General features: G+C 69.7%; 18 protein-coding genes and 3 tRNA genes. 5 read left to right on the top strand and 16 right to left on the bottom strand.

Going from position 1 to position 19,260, the window contains the following annotated elements; translation table 11 throughout:
• Positions 1-4: 4 nt before the first annotated feature.
• The 7 genes from AC5YDV_RS06430 to AC5YDV_RS06400 form a co-directional block, all read right to left on the bottom strand.
• Entirely contained in the window at positions 5-1,003 is a 999-nt protein-coding gene (locus AC5YDV_RS06430) for a hypothetical protein (protein WP_496192417.1), read from the bottom strand.
• Complete coding sequence (locus AC5YDV_RS06425) at positions 1,000-1,848, bottom strand: hypothetical protein (protein ID WP_496192416.1); 849 nt, start codon at positions 1,846-1,848, stop codon at positions 1,000-1,002. Before AC5YDV_RS06425 ends, AC5YDV_RS06430 begins: the two co-directional genes overlap by 4 nt.
• A complete protein-coding gene (locus AC5YDV_RS06420; RefSeq protein WP_496192415.1) occupies positions 1,848-2,111 on the bottom strand; it encodes a hypothetical protein in 264 nt (87 codons plus the stop codon). Before AC5YDV_RS06420 ends, AC5YDV_RS06425 begins: the two co-directional genes overlap by 1 nt.
• Positions 2,112-2,202: 91 nt before the next feature.
• Positions 2,203-3,249: a M15 family metallopeptidase gene (locus AC5YDV_RS06415; RefSeq protein WP_496192414.1), complete on the bottom strand. Its 1,047-nt coding sequence runs from the start codon at positions 3,247-3,249 to the stop codon at positions 2,203-2,205.
• A complete protein-coding gene (locus tag AC5YDV_RS06410; RefSeq protein ID WP_496192413.1) occupies positions 3,158-4,753 on the bottom strand; it encodes a hypothetical protein in 1,596 nt (531 codons plus the stop codon). Before AC5YDV_RS06410 ends, AC5YDV_RS06415 begins: the two co-directional genes overlap by 92 nt.
• Complete coding sequence (locus tag AC5YDV_RS06405; protein ID WP_496192412.1) at positions 4,750-5,655, bottom strand: hypothetical protein; 906 nt, start codon at positions 5,653-5,655, stop codon at positions 4,750-4,752. Before AC5YDV_RS06405 ends, AC5YDV_RS06410 begins: the two co-directional genes overlap by 4 nt.
• On the bottom strand, positions 5,652-5,876 hold the full coding sequence (locus AC5YDV_RS06400) for a hypothetical protein (RefSeq protein ID WP_496192411.1): 225 nt from the start codon (positions 5,874-5,876) through the stop codon (positions 5,652-5,654). Before AC5YDV_RS06400 ends, AC5YDV_RS06405 begins: the two co-directional genes overlap by 4 nt.
• Positions 5,877-5,990: 114 nt before the next feature.
• Here AC5YDV_RS06400 and AC5YDV_RS06395 point away from each other — a divergent pair, with 114 nt between their 5' ends.
• Complete coding sequence (locus AC5YDV_RS06395) at positions 5,991-6,317, top strand: helix-turn-helix domain-containing protein (RefSeq protein ID WP_496192445.1); 327 nt, start codon at positions 5,991-5,993, stop codon at positions 6,315-6,317.
• On the opposite strand, the gene AC5YDV_RS06390 is transcribed toward AC5YDV_RS06395, so the two are convergent.
• Positions 6,276-6,348, bottom strand: a tRNA-Arg gene (locus tag AC5YDV_RS06390). The genes AC5YDV_RS06395 and AC5YDV_RS06390 overlap by 42 nt on opposite strands.
• Positions 6,349-6,642: 294 nt before the next feature.
• Here AC5YDV_RS06390 and AC5YDV_RS06385 point away from each other — a divergent pair.
• Positions 6,643-8,490 (top strand): phosphoenolpyruvate carboxykinase (GTP), encoded by a 1,848-nt coding sequence (locus tag AC5YDV_RS06385; protein WP_496183742.1) that lies wholly within the window; start codon positions 6,643-6,645, stop codon positions 8,488-8,490.
• 98 nt (positions 8,491-8,588) lie between these two features.
• On the opposite strand, the gene AC5YDV_RS06380 is transcribed toward AC5YDV_RS06385, so the two are convergent.
• From AC5YDV_RS06380 to AC5YDV_RS06370, 3 genes are all read right to left on the bottom strand, one after another.
• Positions 8,589-9,332 (bottom strand): hypothetical protein, encoded by a 744-nt coding sequence (locus tag AC5YDV_RS06380; protein ID WP_496183741.1) that lies wholly within the window; start codon positions 9,330-9,332, stop codon positions 8,589-8,591.
• A 111-nt stretch (positions 9,333-9,443) separates the two neighbouring features.
• The gene (locus AC5YDV_RS06375; protein WP_496183740.1) at positions 9,444-11,690 is read right to left on the bottom strand and encodes a DUF4185 domain-containing protein; all 2,247 of its coding nucleotides are present in this window, start codon (positions 11,688-11,690) and stop codon (positions 9,444-9,446) included.
• Between the two features lie 72 nt (positions 11,691-11,762).
• Positions 11,763-11,852 (bottom strand) — tRNA-Ser (locus AC5YDV_RS06370).
• Between the two features lie 99 nt (positions 11,853-11,951).
• On the opposite strand from AC5YDV_RS06370, the gene AC5YDV_RS06365 reads away from it, so the two are divergent.
• Positions 11,952-13,646: an LCP family protein gene (locus tag AC5YDV_RS06365; RefSeq protein WP_496183739.1), complete on the top strand. Its 1,695-nt coding sequence runs from the start codon at positions 11,952-11,954 to the stop codon at positions 13,644-13,646.
• Between the two features lie 34 nt (positions 13,647-13,680).
• On the opposite strand, the gene AC5YDV_RS06360 is transcribed toward AC5YDV_RS06365, so the two are convergent.
• Both AC5YDV_RS06360 and AC5YDV_RS06355 read right to left on the bottom strand, forming a co-directional pair.
• A complete protein-coding gene (locus AC5YDV_RS06360; protein WP_496183738.1) occupies positions 13,681-14,139 on the bottom strand; it encodes a hypothetical protein in 459 nt (152 codons plus the stop codon).
• A gap of 1 nt (position 14,140) precedes the next feature.
• Positions 14,141-14,225, bottom strand: a tRNA-Ser gene (locus AC5YDV_RS06355).
• Between the two features lie 120 nt (positions 14,226-14,345).
• Between AC5YDV_RS06355 and AC5YDV_RS06350 the strand changes: the two genes are divergently transcribed.
• Positions 14,346-15,317: an NAD(P)H-quinone oxidoreductase gene (locus tag AC5YDV_RS06350; RefSeq protein WP_496183737.1), complete on the top strand. Its 972-nt coding sequence runs from the start codon at positions 14,346-14,348 to the stop codon at positions 15,315-15,317.
• A 9-nt stretch (positions 15,318-15,326) separates the two neighbouring features.
• A complete protein-coding gene (locus AC5YDV_RS06345) occupies positions 15,327-16,595 on the top strand; it encodes an MFS transporter (RefSeq protein WP_496183736.1) in 1,269 nt (422 codons plus the stop codon).
• Between the two features lie 101 nt (positions 16,596-16,696).
• Here AC5YDV_RS06345 and AC5YDV_RS06340 read toward each other — a convergent pair whose 3' ends face one another.
• From AC5YDV_RS06340 to AC5YDV_RS06330, 3 genes are read right to left on the bottom strand one after another with little or no spacing between them, the layout of a single operon-like run.
• Positions 16,697-17,527, bottom strand: coding sequence for an ABC transporter permease (locus AC5YDV_RS06340; protein ID WP_496183735.1), 831 nt, complete (start codon positions 17,525-17,527; stop codon positions 16,697-16,699).
• Positions 17,524-18,345, bottom strand: coding sequence for an ABC transporter permease (locus AC5YDV_RS06335; RefSeq protein ID WP_496183734.1), 822 nt, complete (start codon positions 18,343-18,345; stop codon positions 17,524-17,526). Before AC5YDV_RS06335 ends, AC5YDV_RS06340 begins: the two co-directional genes overlap by 4 nt.
• On the bottom strand, positions 18,338-19,258 hold the full coding sequence (locus AC5YDV_RS06330) for an ABC transporter ATP-binding protein (RefSeq protein ID WP_496183733.1): 921 nt from the start codon (positions 19,256-19,258) through the stop codon (positions 18,338-18,340). The genes AC5YDV_RS06335 and AC5YDV_RS06330 overlap by 8 nt, the downstream gene beginning before the upstream one ends.
• Positions 19,259-19,260 lie beyond the last annotated feature (2 nt).

Here is a 19,260-nt window from a genome sequence, read left to right as displayed (position 1 = left end):
GGCGTCACTTCCGGAAGTAGTAGCGGGTGCGCGCGACGGCGGCGATCTTCGAGCTGGGGTTGGCGCCGCGTGCGGTCTGCCCGCCCGCTGCGCCCGCGGCGGCGAGGCCTTCGCCGAGTCCGGCGAGGATCTGCATGAGGGTGAACGGGGCCAGGATCGACAGCGCCATGATGGCGATGCCCATCCCCAGCTGCTGGGGGCTGCCTGAGACGCCGTTCCCGGCGAGCGCGAGCCCGACGGCGACGATGCCGAGCAGGAGGGGTTTGATGAAGATGCAGCCCAGGGTGAAGCCCATCCACTTACCGATCAGGGGACGCAAGGCCGGGTGGGGTGCGCCACCGAAGGCGATCGGGAGGACGAGCACTTCGAGCCAGACCAGCGAGGCCTGCAGGCTGAGCACGACCCACTGGAAGAAGCCCAGCAGGATCATCAGCGCGCCCATGCCCAGAACGCCCAGTGGGTTGACCACGACGGCGACTGAGACGAGGAAACTCACGCGGCCACCCATGTTCCCGCCCATGCCGACGTCGATGATGCCGGCACTGAGCTGGTCCGAGACCGTCAGCAGCAGATTGATCACGTAGAGGGTGATCGCTGGACCGAGAGTGGCCACGAGGATTCCCTTGAGGGCTTCGCCGATGCGTGGCAGGTCCCCGCCGTGGAGGGCCGCTGAGGCGATTTCCCACACGAAGGCACCCAGCGCGATGAGGAGTCCCAAGGCGACGGTGACGCCCATGAGGCGGAGGAACTGTTCTGGGGCCTGGGACAGGTTCACCGCGGTGCCCTGGTTGACGCCGTTCCACAGCCACGACATGAACTTCTCAGCAGCATCACCAACCGAACGGGCCAGCCCGGAAAGGATCTGGTCGACCAGCCAGTTCCCGCTGCCCTCGCTCGCCGGCGGCGCCGGAGCGGGGGTAGGCGTGGGGGTCGGTGGCGCCGGGGTGGGCGTCTGTTCGATGACGGGCACGGCGGGGCAGTAGGTGCCGGTGGGGCAGCTCATGGCATGACTCCGATGGCTTGGACGCCGTACCCGCCGGTCTCATCGGCGGTGGACAGGGCCACCCACAGGTGGAGGTCCTTGGTGGTGGTCTGTCCCCCGACCATGGTGGCGACACTCAGGCGGGCCTCCACGGTGACCGCGTTGGGGTCGGTGTCGTAGTACTTGTCCGGCAGCGGGAAGCTGATGGGACTGGTCTGGAGAACGGTCACCTGGCTGGTGGCACCCAGATCGGCGTACCGATGCCAGGCCTCCTGGGAGGCGGGCGCGAAGATGTCCTCCAACTCGGCGGTGGGTGACATGGCCACCAGCAGGAACCAGGCGCGTTCCCGGTACAGGGTCGAGGGTTGGCCCACCTGAGCGGCGTAGGCCGGGGTGGGAGTGAGCGTGGCCGGTGTCCAGGCGTCCCACACCCAAGACGCCCATGCGGCGCGCGGCCAGGTGTACTGGCGGGTGTAGAAGCCAGTCAGGAAGGTGCGGGTGAGCTCGACGGGATCCTGACGCTGTTCGTCGGTGATCTCGGGCGCCCACCCGGGGGTCGGGATCGTGGGAGGTGCTTGCTGCAGCCAGGACACGAACCGGGGATCATCCATGCGTTCACTGACGCCGGTCGGCCACGCAGGGACGGCGAAGTCACCGATCGTTCCGGTCTGCGTGCTTCCGTACGGGGCCCGAACTGGCTCGGTGGGCAGCGCTGGGGTCGGCGTGACCTCGGTGGTGCGCACGGTTGAGACCTGGGGTGTCGTTGGGGCGGTGTCCCGAGTGAAGATGCCGGTGACCGTCACGACGATGGACAAGCCCACGATCAAGGCAAGGCCCATCAGGGGGATGATCAGCTTCCGGTTCATCAGGATGCCGCCTGTCCGAGCGCGAACAGGAGGGCCCAGATGGCTCCGGCTGCGCCAAGGACGAGGATCGCCAGGGCGGCGTTGCGGACCCAGCCCATGGCGCTGTCGCGGCGCTGGGGGTTGTCGCCGGAGAAGGCGAACACGCCGCCGGCGATGAGGAGTGCCGCGAATGATGCCAGCAGGCACACGGCCCAGATGCCGGAGATGATGCCGGCGAAGGTGCTGACTCCGAAGAATGACCAGTCGGGTCCACGAACAGGCATGAGGGTGCTCCTTGTCAGTGTTGGGGTGTCCGTTTGACGCCCTCACCTCGGAAGTGCGCTGCGGCGACACACGCCGCCGGCGGTGGGTGGGTCAGGTGAGGGGGCGGGTGAGGGGGCTGTTGTCGGAGGCGGCCGCGACGTCGCTCGCGGTGACGGCTCCGGTGCGGATGCCGAGGTCGGGGTTGAACTCCCAGTGCCAGGGTTCGAATCTCTTGCCGGGCTTTTGTGCCCAGCCGGGGTGGACGATGCCGAACCGGCCGGCGTTGGCGACCATCCACTGGTGTTCAGCGGTGTTGACCCGGTTGATGCCGCCGCTGAAGTCGATGGCCAGGGCGAGTCCGTGGACCGATCGTCCAGGGGCTGCGCAGGCGTGGGTGACGCGGGCACACAGGGCGCGTTGGTAGTCCTGGGAGCGGTAGGCGGTGCTCATGTCGATGTTGCGGCCAAAGCGTGCGCGGTATTCGACGTTGAGTGCAGTCAGGGCCTTCACGTAGTCACAGCGCGCGTAGTAGCCGCTGCCATCGGCCATGCGAGTGCCGGCCTTCCAGGGGATGGGGCACAGGACGTCGAAGGGGATGAGCCCGTTGGTGAACCCGCCCCAGGTCTTGACTCCTGAGTTGCCGGTGGAGTCGACCGCGGGTCGCTGGCAGTCGGCGCCGCCGCCGGTCAGCAGGGCATAGAGGCCGCTGGCAGTATCGAGGTAGCGCTGGTAGTGGTTGGGGTCGGCGTTGCGCTGTGCCTTGTGGATGGCCAAGGTTTGCGGGAGGTTCTCCCAGTTGGGGACTGCGGTGAGGCGCTGGAAGAAGTTGCCGGCCGCCCAGGTGGGGTTCATGCGGTCGGCGTAGCTGCCGTGCTCGGGACCGATCTGGAAGACGCCGATGGTGTCGTTGCGGACTGCATCGCCGTGGGGAAGGTTCCGTAGCGTGCTCTCGCCGATGCCGGCCATCAACCCGGCAATGACGCCCCGCTCGGGGAGGCCGCGCTCGACGCCGACCTGGACGATGGTGCGGGCGATCGCGAGCTGGTCGGCGTTGAAGTCCCCGCCGTCAGCCGCCCGACAGGCCGGGGATGAGGGCATCAGGCCGGCCATCATGAAGATCGGCATGCCGATCAGGAACACCACCAGTGCCAGGGCCACCGTGAGGACCAGGCGGATCAGTGCCTTCAGTAGGGAGAGTTTCGCCAGCATGGTCGGCCTCCGTGTCGATGTGTGGGGGTGTCCACTCGATGCCCGGCCACCTCGGGCCGGTGTACTTGGGGTACTTCCTCGGTGAGGGTGGTTCGACTTCTTCCAGCCGGTTGGCCCTGTAGCGGCCGACCTCGTGTGTGACTCGCCACCGGCTCCAGCAGGCGACGAGTTCCAGTTGTCTGTCGGGAGCTTGGGTTCGGTACCACGCGCGGCGTTCTCGGCGTCTGGCAACCGTCATGTGTTCCTCACACCAGTTGTGGTGCGCCTGCCTGACACTGACGCCGGCACGCTGGCGTTGGCGAGCCCACAGCCGTCGGTAGTGGTCCTGGAGGTCACACGGCAGGTTCGCGAACCAGGCTTGGCGCTCGGCACGACGGGCGGCTCGTTCGTCGTCGGGCAGGGAGTGCCACCAGTCACGTTGGCGGTCGAGTTGGTCTCGAGTGCGCTCCTGCCGGTTGAGGTCGAACGCGTGGCAGCGGAACGCCCACCGGCGTCGCTCGCTGGCGATGAGGCGTCGCAAGTCGTCGGGTGGGTCGGGCAGGTAGGCCTCCCCCAGCCGGACGCGCCGGGTCGTCAGCGACACCAAGCCCCGCTCGGCCATGGCGTCCAGGACCTTGTGCACCGTGCGCCGCGTCTGCCGTGATGCGCTCCCTGCCGCAACCAGGTCTGCGAGTTCGGTGCGTTTGGCTTTCCCTCCCAGCGACAGCAGGGCTGCCCAGACGAGTGGCGCGTCGCCGGGGAGGCCGACCCAGTCGGTGATGGCGGCAGCGGTGCTGGTCCACAGCGTTGGGAGGGGGTGGGTGATACCGAGTGGTCCACCTGCAACCCCTTCCCGCTCCACGATCAGCTCCAGCTCGTGGGACGAGTCCAGTGGCATTCGCGGGTCGAAGGAGGCGTGCAAGCAGCCCAACAGCAGGGCGGCTTCCCGCAGGCCCTCGAGGACTGCCCCCCGGGACCGCATGCCGGTGTCGAGCTGCAGTGAACGCAACGGGACTGCCACGCGCAACGACCCTTGGGTGGCACACCGGGCGATGACGGCCAGGGCCACCTGGACCGCCCGGGGGCGAGCGCGCCGCGGAATCTGGTGCAGCCGGCCCCACATCTGCCCGATGGCCGCGCCCAAGAGGACCGTGAGTTCGCTCAGCGGGAGGCGAGGCTCGTCGATAGGGCCCATCTCAGGTGCAGCCGCGGCGCCGGGCAGCGTGCCGCCGGCTCGGGCCCAGTGCTCGTCGAACTCGTCGGGGTGGGTGCGCAGAGTCTGGAAAGCGTTCGGGTGGGAAGCTCTGACGGTTGTCCAGGCGGCATCCCGGGTCCACGCCCAGCGGGCCATGGTTGCCAGGAGTACCCGCTCGACATCGAGCGGCGCCCACCGCCGGTACGGATAGGGAACGGTGCCCGAGTGAACGTAGGCGGCGTCCTCGCGCGACAGGGCGATCGGGCGTTCGGTGCTCACACGACCACCGCCAGTCCGGGCAGCGGCAACTGTTCCTCGACCCCGTTGAGGACCGTCATCTCGGGGGGTGTCAGGTCTGATCGGAACGCGGACGTGACGCGAGCAAGGACCGTTCCCCACTCGGGGGCGATCTCGGTCACCGACCGGCGATCACCGTCGCGGCGTGCCGCGTACAAGCGGGCGAACACGCTGGTCCGCGCGGCGTCCCAGGAGCCCTGACCAGAGGAGCTTCCCGTCACAGCCCAAACCAGTGCGCGAGCTGACCACCACGGCAGCAGCTGCTCCAGCTGCTCATCCTGGGCCAGCCGGCGGTAAGCCGCGGCGATCCCGCACGCAGACACTTCGTCGACCACGTACCGCAGGGCGTCCGCAGCCCGAGCGGCCCGCTGCTCTGCCAGGACGATCCCGCCAGCGCCACGGAGCGAAGCGTTGATAACAGCCCTCCACAACGAGCGGACCAACTCCTCGACGACCGGCGAGACCATGCGCTCGGCTGCCTCGGCTTCGAGGACTTCCTCGCGTTCTCCCAGTCGAGCCGGGACCTCGCCGTGCGGGGTGTTCCGGCTTGTCGCTGAGGGCTCCGCGCCGCACACAGCGCCTGCGCGGGCGACTTGGACCAGCGTGCGAGCAACCATCACCCGCAGGAGGCGATCCGGACGTTCAGCCTGCAGCACGAACCGGGCTTGGCCAGTGTTCAAGCGCTCCCACACGTGGGAAACGGTCGAGCTGACCAAGTGAGGGTCCGATACAACCACCGGGGTGCGGCCCAAAGCCCACCGAGCCATCTGCTCGATGCGCCCCAACACCTCCACACCCGCCGGCGACGACCACTCCAGAACGCCAGCAGACAACTGACCGAGCACGCTCCGCAGGACCTCGGGGTCACGCACATTCGGGCTCATGAGGACTCCTCCTCCACCCCTTCGAGCAGGCGGGACAAGGGAATCCCAAGCCGTACAGAAAGGACGACTAGATCCCTGACCGTGAAGGGCCTCAGGGCCCGCAGCCGGTGGCCCATGGCGCTTTGACTGAGGCCCAGGATCTTCCCGGCTTCCTCTTGGGTAAGCCGGAAGCGGGCAAGTTCACCACGCATGTTCCTCGCGACCACGTCATCGACTGCCATGGCCCCATGGTTGACCACATTGAGCCATAGGGTCAAGCTATGGCGCAAAGGATCGTACTTAAGTGCTACTGCTAGAGCTTCACAGCCGAAGGGCGAGCACCTAAGCTACAGTTCATGACGAATCTCGCTGAGGCCAGTGGACCTGAACCGACGCTGAATGACCTCGTCTCCGCCGAGCTACGTGGGCTGCTGGCCAGGACTGGGCTCGCCCAGTCCGCGCTCGCCGCGCGGCTTCACATCGCGCAGCCTCAAGTGAGCAAGCGCCTTCGTGGGCAGATTGCATGGTCGGTGCCCGAACTGGAGTTGGTCGCACCGCTCTTCGGCATGGACGCCGTGGACCTACTCACCCGGGCTAAGAACAACGATGCCCCGCACCAGTTGTCTGGTGCGGGGCCCTTGCGCGCTTGGAGGGACTCGAACCCCCAACCTTCTGATCCGTAGTCAGATGCTCTATCCATTAAGCTACAAGCGCTTCGGTCGGCGACCGGGTAGTAACTTTACCGCCTCGACGGCGTACCGCCAAACCGAGCGGGAAGCGGTCGGCAACCCACCGTCCTCGACCCTCGGCGCCGCCCCCGCCGCGACCCACCCCCACCAATCCGGCCTTCTAGTCATGCCGACTACTTGACGGAAGCTGCCAGAGGGTGTAGGGGTCCGGACACCTCGTTTGTACGAAAGGCTGGCGGTTGGTGCACGATGGGACCAGAGGAACTTGGTCAATGAAGCCCCCGGAGTCCCTCCGGCGGCCGCAACGCAAAGGAGCACAATGACCGTCGAGACCATCCCGAACAACGCGCCCGCCAGCGCCCCCGTCGACCTGGTCGCGTGGGTGGAAGAGGTCGCCGCCCTCACCAAGCCCGACGCCATCTACTGGGTCGACGGCTCCGAGGCTGAGCGCGACCGCCTGAACCAGCAGCTCGTGGACGCCGGGGTGTTCATCAAGCTCAACGAGGAGAAGCGCCCGAACTCCTACCTCGCCCGTTCGGCCCCCTCCGACGTCGCCCGCGTCGAGTCGCGCACCTACATCTGCTCCGAGAAGGAGGAGGATGCCGGCCCCACGAACAACTGGGCCGAGCCGAGCAAGATGCGCGAGACCCTCAACCAGCGCTTCGACGGCGCCATGCGCGGACGCACCATGTACGTCATCCCGTTCTCGATGGGTCCCCTCGGCGGCGAGATCTCGCAGTGCGGTGTCGAGATCACGGACTCTGAGTACGTCGTCCTGAGCATGCGCATCATGACCCGCATGGGGACCGAGGCCCTCAACCTCATCGCCCAGGGCGCCCCGTGGGTCAAGGCGCTGCACTCAGTCGGCTACCCGCTGGTGGACGCCGAGGGCAACAAGCGCGACGACGTCGCCTGGCCCTGCAACGACGACAAGTACATCACCCACTTCCCCGAGACCAACGAGATCATCTCCTACGGCTCCGGCTACGGCGGCAACGCGCTGCTCGGCAAGAAGTGCTTCGCCCTGCGCATCGCCTCGACGATGGCCCGCCGCGACGGCTGGATGGCCGAGCACATGCTCATCCTGAAGCTCACTCGTGAGGCCGACAACAAGGAGCTCTACCTGACCGCGGCCTTCCCGAGCGCCTGCGGCAAGACCAACCTGGCCATGCTGCAGCCCACGATCCCGGGCCTGAAGGTCGAGACCATCGGCGACGACATCGCCTGGATGCGTCCCGGCAAGGACGGACGCCTCTACGCGATCAACCCCGAGGCCGGCTTCTTCGGTGTCGCCCCCGGCACGTCGATGAAGACCAACCCCATCGCCCTGAAGTCGCTCAACCGCGACGTCATCTTCACCAACGTCGCGCTCACCGACGACGGCGACGTCTGGTGGGAGGGCCTGACCGACGAGAAGCCCGCCCACCTCATCGACTGGAAGGGCAACGACTGGACGCCGGAGTCCACCGAGCCCGCGGCGCACCCGAACAGCCGCTTCACCGTCCGCGCCGACCAGGCCGAGACCATCGCCCCGAACTGGGAGGACCCGGCCGGCGTCCCCGTCGACATCATCCTCTTCGGCGGGCGTCGCGCGACCAACGTGCCGCTGGTCGCCGAGGCCTACAACTGGGAGCACGGCGTCTTCATCGGCGCCACCGTCTCTTCCGAGCAGACCGCCGCCGCCGAGGGTTCGGTCGGCGCGCTGCGCCGCGACCCCTTCGCGATGCTGCCCTTCTGCGGCTACAACATGGCCGACTACTGGCAGCACTGGCTCGACATGGGCAAGACGCTCGGCGACCAGGCCCCGAAGATCTTTCAGGTCAACTGGTTCCGCAAGGACGAGAACGGCAAGTTCCTGTGGCCGGGCTTCGGCGACAACAGCCGTCCGATCGAGTGGGCGGTCAAGCGCGTGCTCGGCGAGGTGGACGCGCGCGACGACGTCTCCGGCCGCCTGCCTAAGAAGGCCGACCTGAACGTCGAGGGGCTCGACATCGACGCGACGACCCTGGACAAGATCTTCGCCATTGACCACGCCGCGTGGGAGAAGGAGGCCGACCTGACCGAGGAGTACTTCAAGCAGTTCGGCAAGAAGCTCCCGCAGGCGATGAAGGACCAGCTCGACCACCTGCGCGACCGCATCGATCCCTCCACGGACGCCGCTCGCTGACCCGCTGATTCCCAGCAGGGAAGGCCCGGTCCCCTCGGGGGCCGGGCCTTCCTCACGCCACCTCTACCCTCGGATCCCGTTCCCTCAGGTCCGGTCTCTCACGTCCGCTTCTTCTTGGCCTTGTTCAACGTACGAGCCAGGGCGCGGGCGTAGACCCCGCTGGTGGTCATGGGCTCTGCTGCGGCGGAACCCATGGCCGAGCGGTCCAGGGGTCTCGGGGAGGGCCCGGGCGAGGGGGAAGGCGCTGGGGCTCGCTTGACCTGGTCGGGGAACAGCGCCGGCGGTTCACCGAAGGCCCGCTGCGCCTGCGCGACCACCGTGCGCGCGTGGATGGACTCCCCGCCTGCGGCGAGGGCGACCGAGAGGCCGGTGTTGAGGGCGGCACCGATCAGCTGCCCCGCGAGGGTGCTCGACCGCGACACCGAGACCAGGCGTCGCGCCCAGCCCACGCCCTGACCGGCCACCGTGCTCGCCAGCCGGGCGCCCTCGTCACCGAGCAGGACCGCCACCAGCAGCGCCTTGCGACGGTCGGCGTCACCGAGGTCGACGCCGTGGATCTCGGCGAGGGCGAGGAGGTAGACCATCGTGCGCTCCAGCGAGGCCATCGGCTCGGGACGCAGCGCGCCCACCACCTCACCCGCTCGCCCGGGAACGGCGCGGACCCCCGCATCGGTCGCCTGCTGGCGCAGGTACCAGCCGTTCAGGACTTGGATCGCCTCCCCGGGGGTGCGGCCCACGGCGGCGGAGCCACCTCGCACCACGCGCACGACGTCGGCGACCGCGTCGGCCTTCTCGTTCGCGACCCGCGTCAGCGTGGCGTCGAGTTCCTCATAGCTCGGCATGGGATCACGGTATCGCTCGAGGGGTGAGGCTCTTCGTCCACTCGGCGGGTCCCCGGCCAGATGCCTTGCCTTGGCCGGGCGCCTCGGCCCCGATCGAGGGGACGAAAACCATCAGGCGCCGGTGGAGACCGGCTCTACCAGGTCGGCCACCGAGAGCCGGTGCTCCATCAGCACGACCTGGTAGGGATTCCACGTGGACAAGGTGTACCGCAGCACGAGGTCTTCTCCGTCCCTCCGGGCGTCGTAGAAGTAGGGCGCGTAGGCGGCACCCGTCACCTCCCGCTGGCCCCGGAAGATCCAGTCCCCGACCGGGTCCGTGCCGTCGCCCAAGGCCTTGATGAACCGCGCGAAGGGGTCGTCGAACGACATGCCGCGGGCCACCCAGTCCAACAGGCGACGCCGCGACGACCACGGACCCCACGGGTTCTCGGCGGTCCGCAGGACGATGGCGAGCCCGATCGGGTCCTCCGGGCCGGACGTTCCGAGGAGCAGGAACCTCCCCACCTCGGGGACCCAGCGCACCGACACCTCGCCGAACGCGCCCGGGTGCAGCAGGGGCCGGGCGTCCGCCTCGCGCTCCGACCACACCGGCTCCCCGTCGACCAGACCGGCGAAGTAGCGGACCCCCTCGGAGATGGTCCGCCGATCGAGGCGCCCGAGCAGGGGGAACACGCGTCCCAGCCACCCCGCGACTCCCCCTCCCCCAGCCAAGGCCGCGCGCACGGCGTCCGACCGTGGATCGAGGACCGCCAGTCGGAGGTCGCCGGCCCGGTACGGCCCGGAGCCGAACAGGAGCAGCACCTCGCCGTCGCCGCCGTAGCCCGGCACGGACCCCGCGGGCACCGGTTGCACGGACACGTTGATGAAGTACCGGGTCGAGAAGGTCCCGAGGTGGTGGAAGGCGACGCCGCGCAGGCGGGCCCGTGGGTCGATCCTGAGTGCGGGATCCGCTGCGCGGGTCAGCACCGAGCGCCCCATCACCTGACCGCGCACGAAGTGGTTCGAGGTGAAGAACGCGAAGAAGTCGCCGCCGAGGGAGAAGCTGTCCAAGGGGACGTCGTACTCCCGCATCGTCACGCCCCCGCCTCGCACCACCAGCGGTGCCCCGTGGAACACCACCCGCGGCAACCCGGGCACGCCCCCTTCCTCGGGAAGGACCTCCGCGATCGAGTCGCGCGTGCCGAGCCTCGATCGGCGGTCCCAGTGGGTGTCGCCGAACAGCAGGAAGTCGCGACCGCGATGGCGCACGTGCACACCAAGGTCGGTGCCGAGCACCCCGGACGTCGATCGCGACCGGCTCAACGTCGCACGTCGTGCGCCCTCGCGGATCGGTTGGCTGTCGACCTCCCCGGAGACCTGGGCGAGCTTGGTCGAGTCGCGCGGGTCGACCACGAACGGATCGGTGTCGCGCAGCCGCAGGCAGTTCACCCGCAACCATGCGGTCGCGGGGGTCCGCCGGTGCTGGAAGACCGACCCCTCCTCGGCCGTGAGCGCGTGCACCTGGCCCCGCGTGCCGGGCAGCAGCGCGACCCCGTCGATGCGCCCGGCTCCCCACGTGAGGGTCGCGTGCGGTTCCACCTCCCGACCCCGGACGCGGTACGTCGCGACCACGTCCTCCCGCGGCACGGCGAGCAGCCAGCCACCGCCGTGCACCAGGGCGGCCGGGGCGGTTCCCGCACGGTCCAGGCGGACGCCGCGGCGCCAGCCCCCGGCGCTCCCGCCGGCTGGAGGGAGCAACGTGTCGGAGCTCCCTCCGAAGGGTTCCCGAACGATGCGCTCCCAGAGGTGGAGTTCGTCGTCCATCGCCACGAGCAGGGCCACGGCGGCTCCGTGGACGGCCAGCGCCGGCGCTGCCGCGTGCTCCCAGGTGTGGTCGACCTCCCAGCGTCCGCGGCGCAAGCGCCACACGGTGACGCCGGCGGCGTCCGCGGTCGCCACCCACACCTCGCCCCGGACCGCGACGGCGCTGACCGCGTGGCCCGGGATCGAGCCTGACCGACGCACCCACGAGTCTGGGCCGGGCGTGTTCCCGTTCGCCGCGCCGGCTCGCGGCCCAGCGCTGCGGACGCGGTGGGCGATGCCGCCCGGCTCCGGGACGAACCCGTGCAGGACGCCCCCGGAGACCACGATCGCGCCCGGACCCGTGGCGTCCGGGCTGAGGAGTTCGCCGCAGACCCATCCCCGGTCGGGCCGGTCCCGCGCGCGTTCGTAGTGACGGACGCCGCCACCCGCGGCGTCCCGGATGAGGGCGTGCTGGAGGCCGGGCACGAGGAGTCCGGCGAGGCCGGGACCTCCGGGACGGGGGGCGGCGGCGAACGAGGTGGGTCCGAGCACGGGGGGCGGGGCATCCTGCGGCACGTGCCGACCGTACGAGGTGCGGACGACGGACGACAAGCGCCCGGCCCCACACAGGGGCCGGGCGCTGTCCGGCGGAGGTGGCGGGATTTGAACCCGCGATGGGGTTAACCCCCAAACCCGCTTAGCAGGCGGGCGCCATAGACCGGACTAGGCGACACCTCCTCAACCAAGGCGCAAGCCTACCGGTCGGTCCATGCCGTGGGCAAAAGGGGACCACGTCTCGCCGAGTATGCTCACCGAGTAACCCCGGATGGAGGAGCGATGGCCGAGCCGGACGACCACCAGCGTCCCTACAGTGCTGCGCACGCCGCGCTGCCGGCGCCGTCGTCCCCGTCGTCCCCGTCGTCGCCGGGCCGTCCCCGGCATCGACCCCAGCGTGCGGCCGCCCACGTCCCGACCTTCGGCGACTCGCTCGGCTGGTCCGCCGCCGGCACCCTCCTCCCCGGTCTGGGGCTGACCCGGACGCGCGCCCGCAAGGTGGGCATCGCGCTGCTCGTGGTGGCCGGGGTGACCATCGCGCTCGTGCTGGCGGGTGTCCTGTTCGCACGCACGCTGGCGTTGTCGCTGCTGGTCCTGCCCGGCGTCCTCACCGTGCTGTGGGTGGGGGTGGCGGTGTTCGGCGTCCTCTGGGTCGGCAGCATCGTCGCCACGCACCTGATGCTGCGCCCGGCCAACACGGGGTGGGGGCAGCGAGTTCTCGGGGCACTGGTCATCGGAGGCCTCTCGTTGGTCGTCGCGGCCCCCTCGGCCGTCGCCGCGCGCTCGATCTACGACACCAGCGTGCTCATGGACAGCGTCTTCGGCCGCGAGGGAGCCCTCCCGACCACGGGTGGCGACTCATCGTTCGGCAACGCGGCCGACCCCTGGGCGAACAAGCCGCGACTCAACGTGCTCATCCTGGGTGGCGATGCCGGAGCCGACCGGGAGGGCACCCGCACCGACACCGTCATCCTCGCCTCGATCGACACCAAGTCGGGCAACACCGTCCTGATCTCGCTGCCCCGCCAGACGGCCCGCATGCCCTTCCCGGCGTCCTCGCCGCTGCACAAGAGGTTCCCGAACGGCTTCACCAACGGCGATCCCCTGGACCAGAACTACGCGCTGAACGCCATCTATGGCGCGGTCCCCGGGATGATGCCCGCAGGCACCTTCGCCGGCGTCGAGGATCCGGGGGCCGAGGCCGTCAAGCTCGCCGTCGGCGAAGCGCTGGGCCTTCCGGTGGACTACTACGCGATGGTGAACCTGGAGGGCTTCGTCGAGTTCATCAACGCGCTCGGGGGCATTACGGTCAACGTCAACGTTCCGGTCCCCGTGGGCGGGAAGAACCCCACCCAGCCCGGCGGCAACGACGGCTTCCCGCCGGACCGGTGGCTCGTCCCCGGGCCGAACCAGCACCTCAACGGCGAGGACGCCCTGTGGTTCGCCCGCGGCCGCTATCGCACCGACGACTACGCGCGCATGTCCCGCCAGCGCTGCGTGATCCAGGCGGTCGTCCAACAGGTCCAGCCGGCCACGGTGCTGGCGAACTACGAGGCGCTCACCAAGGCCGGAAGCAACATCGTCGCCACGGACATGCCCAACCGGCAGCTCCCCGCGATCGTCACGCTGGGGCTCCGGGTCAAGGACGCCGCGATGACGTCGGTCTCGTTCGAGAACGACAAGGACGGCTTCTCGACCACCCACCCCGACTGGTCGATGGTCCGCGCGCGGGTCCAAGCCGCGATCGCTCCCCCACCGGCTCCGACCGCCGCGCCGGCCCCGGAACCCACGGCCGCGGCGTCCGCACCGGCTGCCACGGCCTCGGCGTCCTCGAAGGCGACCCCCACGACGAAGACGGCCAAGCCGCAGGCGTCCGCCGCGCCCACCGCGTCGGCCGCGCCCGCGGCACCGCCGCCGGCGTCCGTCGTGGACGAGTGCGCCTACAATCCCCAGCCGTTCCCGGAGGCGCAGGGCTGAGGCAGCCCTTTCGTCAGCCCTGACCGGCCCCGGATCAGCCCTCCCAGACCCGGTAGCCGCGGTCGTCGTCCAGCCGCTTGCCGATGGCGTGGGCGATGGCGTCGAGTTCGCGGGTCTGGCCCTGCGGCGACACGAGGTGGACGCGCTCGTCATCGCCCTGGTGGAGCGTGATCCGCCCCGGGGACGCCGTCACGCGCGTGACGTCGCCCCACCGGCCGGACCTGGCCCCACCGGGACCCTCCACGCGGTAGCCGGACGCCTCGAGCACGACCACCACGCGCTGCCGCCGGGACGCGGCGAGTGCCGCGACGACGAGGCCGACGGCACCCACGATGAACAACAGGCCCAGGATGATGAGCAGCGTCTGCCACAGACCCGTCACCGGGATCACGGCGATGATCGCCCCGACGATGGCGAGGCCGGCGGCCGCCGCGAAGGCCCGCACAGGAGGGCGGGAGGTGATGACGAACTGGTCCGTTGCCTGGGCTGCCACGCGGCGAGAGTGGGATTCGAACCCACGGAGGGTTGCCCCTCGGCCGCTTTCAAGGCGGCTGCACTAGTCCACTATGCGATCTCGCCAGATCGGGCCCATCCTATCGTCCGGCTCCCCCACCCTCCCGTGCTGCATCTTGTTGAGGCGAAATAGGTCATCATCGGGGTAATCCGTTCACACAAAATGCAGCACACTAGGGTGGGGCCATGCGCGCCGTGACCACCACCCAGGCCGGGGGACCCGAGGTCCTCGTGATCAGCGACGTCGAGGCCCCCGTGGCCGGGCCGGGTGAGGTACTCATCCGCACCGTGGCCGCCGGGGTGAACCGTGCGGACGTCCTGCAGCGGCAGGGCCACTACCCGCCGCCGAAGGGCATCAGCGACATCATCGGCCTGGAGGTCTCCGGGCACATCGAGGCCATCGGGGACGACGTCGAGGGCTGGAGCCCGGGCGACCCGTGCGTCGCCCTGCTCGCCGGCGGCGGCTATGCCGAGCTCGTGGCGGTGCCGGCGGGGCAGGTGATCCCCCCGCCGGACGGCGTCGACCTCGTCACGGCGGCCGGGCTGGTCGAGGTCGCCGCAACCGTGCTGTCGAACGCCACCCACGCGCGCCTGCACCCGGGCGAGACGTTCCTGGTCCACGGGGGTTCCGGCGGCATCGGGTCGTTCGCGATCCAGTACGCGAAGGGCATCGGCTGCCGTGTGGCCGCGACCGCGGGATCCGCCGACAAGCTCCAGATCTGCCGCGACCTGGGCGCCGACATCGCCCTGGACTACCACGACGACTGGGTCGCCCAGCTCAAGGAGGCGACGGAGGGCAGGGGCGTCGACGTCATCCTGGACATCATGGGCGCCAAGTACCTCGAGTCCAACGTCCGCTCACTTGCGCGCGGCGGCCGACTGGTCGTCATCGGCTTGCAGGGGGGCGTCAAGGCGGAGCTGAACCTGAACGCCCTGCTCACCAAGAGCGCGACGGTCACCGCGACCTCGCTCAGGTTCCGCCCCGTGAACGAGAAGTGCGCCATCGTGGCCCGGGTGGCCAGCGAGGTGTGGCCGCTGATCAGCGAGGGCTCGATCCGGCTCGCGCGCGAGACCCGGTTCCCGGTCGAACAGGTCCGCGATGCGCACGAACTGCTGGTTGGCGGCACGAATGTGGGGAAGATCGTCCTGACCTTCTAGGCTTCAGCGGTGAACTTCACCGCGTACGCCGACATCTGGCGCCTGCCCGCCGTCCGGCAGGCCGTCCTGCTCGGCGCGCTGGGCAAGGCACCCTGGTTCGGCGCCGGCGTGGTGCTGACCCTGCACGTCGTCGGCACGCTCGGCCAGTCGTACGCCAGCGCCGGCCTGGTGTCGGCGGTGTTCACCATCGCGATCGCCCTCGCGTCCCCCCTCCGCGGACGGCTGCTCGACACCATCGGCCTCCGCCGCACCCTGCTCCCGAGCCTGGTGCTGCTGCCCGTCGCCTTCCTGGCGGCGCCGTTCCTCTCGTACTGGCCCCTGCTGGTCGCGATGGGTGGGGTTGGCCTCCTGGCCGTCCCGTGGTTCGTCCTCACGCGGCAACTGATGCTCGCGGCCGTGCCACCCCTCCAGCGCCGCGCCGCACTGGCACTGGACGCCGTGGTCACCGAGATGGCGTTCATGGCCGGACCCACGGTCGGAATCCTGCTCGCCACGTCGTGGAGCACCGGGTGGACGCTCACGATCCTCGCCCTCCTGTCGGTGGCCGCGGCCCTGTTCCTCGCGGTGCGCAACCCCGCGCTCGTCTCTGAGAAGCCGGACGCCCACGCCCCGGACTCCCTTGGGGCCGCCACCGCGGCCCCCACGAAAGCACCCGCCGATGCCATCCCGACACGCGGCGGAATCAGGTCGTGGCTGACGGCGCCCGTGGTCGCAACCTTCGTGGCGACGATGGCGGCATCCATGATCCTGGCCGGCACCGACCTCGCGATGGTGGCGGCAGCGCGCTCGCTGGAGGCACCGGCGGCCCTGGCGGTCCTGATCGTGGTCTGGGGCCTCGGGTCTCTCATCGGAGGACTCCTGTTCGGTGGGCTGCCCCACGGTTCGCTGGGCATCACCCACCTCCTCGTCGGGCTGGGCCTCACCACCATGCTGGCCGCGCTCGGCACGAACCTGTGGCTGCTGGCCGGGCTCCTCGGCATCGCCGGGCTCTTCTGCGCCCCCACCCTGGCGGCCCTCAGCGAACGACTCGGTGACCTCGTCCCCGACACGTCGCGCGGCGAGGCGTTCGGCTGGTCGGGAACCATGGCCACCGCCGGCAACGCCATCGCCCCGCCCATCGTCGGCTACGTCCTCGACACGTGGGGCTGGCAGCTCGGCTTCGTCGTCACCGGCCTCTGCGGACTCCTGCTCGCCGTGATCGGTTGGGTCTCCCTCCAGGTCGGACGCCGCGGCGTCCGAACGGTGCGGGCACGGCGCAACCCGGCGGCCACCGCCTGACGGGGACTCCTGGACGACGAGGAGGAGCCACCCGGCCCTCCCCGTCCCTCACGGCGTTCTCTGCGGCGGCGTGTGGGTGCGGCGTGCCGGTGCAGGAGGGGTCAGCGCAGGAACAACTGCCGCAGCCGCACCGAGGCGGCGGTGATGCCGACGACGCTCATCACGATGAAGTACGCCACGTGCACGAGCGTCGCCCCATCCAACCAGCCCACGGACAGGTGGCGCATGAGCTCCACGCCGTGCCACAGCGGCATGGCCATGATCGCCCATTGCAGCGGCTCGGGGTACACCGTGATCGGGAACAGCGTCGCCGACAACAGGAACATCGGCAGCAGCACCAGCGGCACCAGGTCGAGTTGCTGGAAGCTCTTCATGAAGCTCGTCACCGCCATGCCCAGCGACGCGAACCCGAGCGCGATCAGCAGCGCCACCGGGATCATCGCCAGCGCCCACCACGACGTGACCAGCCCCATCGCGGCGATCACGGCCAGGAACCCGATCGCGTAGAGCAGGCCCCGGAACAGCGCGATGAAGATCTCACCGATCGCGACGTCCATCGGGCCCAACGAGGTCTGCAGCATGCCCTCGTACAGCTTGCTGTAGCGCAGCTTGAAGAACACGTTGTTGACCGAGTCGTAGATCGCGCCGTTCATGGCCGACGTGGCCAGCAGCGCCGGAGCGATGTACATCGCGTAGGTGATCGGTTGCCCGTCCGGCCCGGGCACCGTCCCGACGAGCGACCCCATGCCGATTCCCATGGCGAGCAGGTAGAACACGGGCTCGAAGAAGCCCGTCGCGATCACGCCCCAGTTCTGGTTGCGGATCACCCGGAAGCCCCGCTCGATCACCGCCCGGGCGTTGCCCGCGTACAGGCCTCGCGCGAGCCCCGGACGCCGCCGGAGCCGCTCGTGGATCGGAGCCATCACGCTCATCGGACCAACCTCCGCTCGAACGTGCGGGCGGCGACCCGCAGGCCGACCACGGTGCAGCCGATGAGGAACACGACGTGCACCAGCGTCAGCCACTCCGGATTCGGCATGCCGTACGAGACGATGCGCGCCAGTTGGGTGCCGTGCCACATGGGCGAGATCCAGCCGATCCACTGCAGGTACGCCGGCATGTTCGCCAGCGGGAAGAACGTGCCGGCGAACAGGAACATCGGCATCACGATGAGGCGCTGCACGAAGTTGAACTGCAGGCCCTCCTCCTCGAGCGTGGCCGAGTACGCCATCAGCGGCGCGAACATCGCCATCGCCGCGAGCATCGCGATCGGGACGTTGAGCACCGATCCAGCGCCCGGCCATGCCCCGAAGGCCAGCCCGACCAGCCAGAACAGGAACGCCTGGACGAAGAGCCGCACCGAGATCGCGACGCCCTCGCCGACCGCCATCTGCCACGGCGCGATGGGGGTGGCCTGGGCGGCCAGGAAGTTCTTCACCCACTTGAAGCCGCCGAAGATCGGCCAGGTGCCGAACAGGGCGCCGGTCGAGACCACCGTCGCGACCAGCAGGCCGGGCGCGACGAAGTGCAGGTAGCGGACGCCGTCGACCGGGGCGTCCACGATCGAGCCGAGGCCCAGCCCCATCGCGAGGAGGTACAGGATGGGGTTGCCGAGGGCGGTGACGAACGCCGTCCAGAAGAACGGCTTCTCGGCCGCCTGCCGATAGCCCGCGTACTGGAGCCAGCCCCAGCGGCGCGTCCGCCGGGCCAGGGCGGCGTGGTCGAGGCCGTTGAAGGTGACGTCAGTCAATGAGCGACCTTCCCGTGAGGCGGAGGAACACGTCCTCCAGCGAACTGCGGCGCACCAGCGAGGTGAGCGGGTTCGCACCGCGGCGGTGGATCTCGTCGAGGAGTGCCTCGCCGGCGTCGTCGTAGAGCAGGATGCGGTCGGGCAGGACCTCAATGCGGTCGGTGATCTCGCGCAGGATCGGCTCCATCTGCGCGTTGCGTGTGGACCCGAAGCGCACCTCCACGACCTCGCGGGTCGCGTACTGCCGGATCAGCGCCTGCGGGGAACCCTCGGCCACGATCCTGCCCTTGTCGATGACGACGAGGCGGTCGCACAGTTGCTCGGCCTCGTCCATGAAGTGGGTCGTGAGCACCAAGGTCACTCCCTGCTCCTTGAGGCGGAACAGCCGATCCCACAGGATGTGGCGCGCCTGCGGGTCGAGGCCCGTGGTCGGTTCGTCCAGCAGCAGGATGCGCGGCTCGTTGACCAGGCCGCGCGCGATCGTCAGACGGCGCTTCATGCCGCCGGACAAGTCGCTCACCTTGGCGTTCGCCTTGTCGGTCAACTGCGCGAACTCGAGCAACTCGTCGGCCTTGGGCTTGAGGTAGCTCAACGGCAACCCGAAGTAGCGGCCGTAGACGATGAGGTTGTCGCGGGCGCGCAACTCCTCGTCCAGCGAGTCCTGCTGCGGGACGACGCCCAGCGAGGCCCGCACCTCGGGCCCGTGGGTCTCGGGGTCGAGACCCAGCACGTCCAAGGCGCCGGACGTGCGCAGCGACGTGCCGCCGATCATGCGCATCGTGGTCGACTTGCCGGCCCCGTTTGGGCCGAGCAGCCCGAACGACTCGCCGGGCGCGACCTCGAACGAGATCGCGTCGACGGCGGTGAAGTCGCCGTACGTCTTGGTGAGGTCGGTCGCTTGGATCACGGGCACGG

This window comes from Propioniciclava sp. LT432, assembly GCF_059515965.1.
The sequence above is the reverse complement of the archived record's forward strand: the minus strand, read 5'-3'. Positions and strand labels throughout refer to the sequence as shown.

Coding starts and splice junctions, on each gene's coding strand:
- AC5YDV_RS06350 (WP_496183737.1), top strand. CDS start 14,346: ATGCGCGCCGTGACCACCACCCAGGCCGGGGGACCCGAGGTCCTCGTG.
- AC5YDV_RS06405 (WP_496192412.1), bottom strand. CDS start 5,655: ATGAGCCCGAATGTGCGTGACCCCGAGGTCCTGCGGAGCGTGCTCGGT.
- AC5YDV_RS06420 (WP_496192415.1), bottom strand. CDS start 2,111: ATGCCTGTTCGTGGACCCGACTGGTCATTCTTCGGAGTCAGCACCTTC.
- AC5YDV_RS06430 (WP_496192417.1), bottom strand. CDS start 1,003: ATGAGCTGCCCCACCGGCACCTACTGCCCCGCCGTGCCCGTCATCGAA.
- AC5YDV_RS06400 (WP_496192411.1), bottom strand. CDS start 5,876: ATGGCAGTCGATGACGTGGTCGCGAGGAACATGCGTGGTGAACTTGCC.
- AC5YDV_RS06395 (WP_496192445.1), top strand. CDS start 5,991: ATGACGAATCTCGCTGAGGCCAGTGGACCTGAACCGACGCTGAATGAC.
- AC5YDV_RS06385 (WP_496183742.1), top strand. CDS start 6,643: ATGACCGTCGAGACCATCCCGAACAACGCGCCCGCCAGCGCCCCCGTC.
- AC5YDV_RS06380 (WP_496183741.1), bottom strand. CDS start 9,332: ATGCCGAGCTATGAGGAACTCGACGCCACGCTGACGCGGGTCGCGAAC.
- AC5YDV_RS06425 (WP_496192416.1), bottom strand. CDS start 1,848: ATGAACCGGAAGCTGATCATCCCCCTGATGGGCCTTGCCTTGATCGTG.
- AC5YDV_RS06365 (WP_496183739.1), top strand. CDS start 11,952: ATGGCCGAGCCGGACGACCACCAGCGTCCCTACAGTGCTGCGCACGCC.
- AC5YDV_RS06340 (WP_496183735.1), bottom strand. CDS start 17,527: ATGAGCGTGATGGCTCCGATCCACGAGCGGCTCCGGCGGCGTCCGGGG.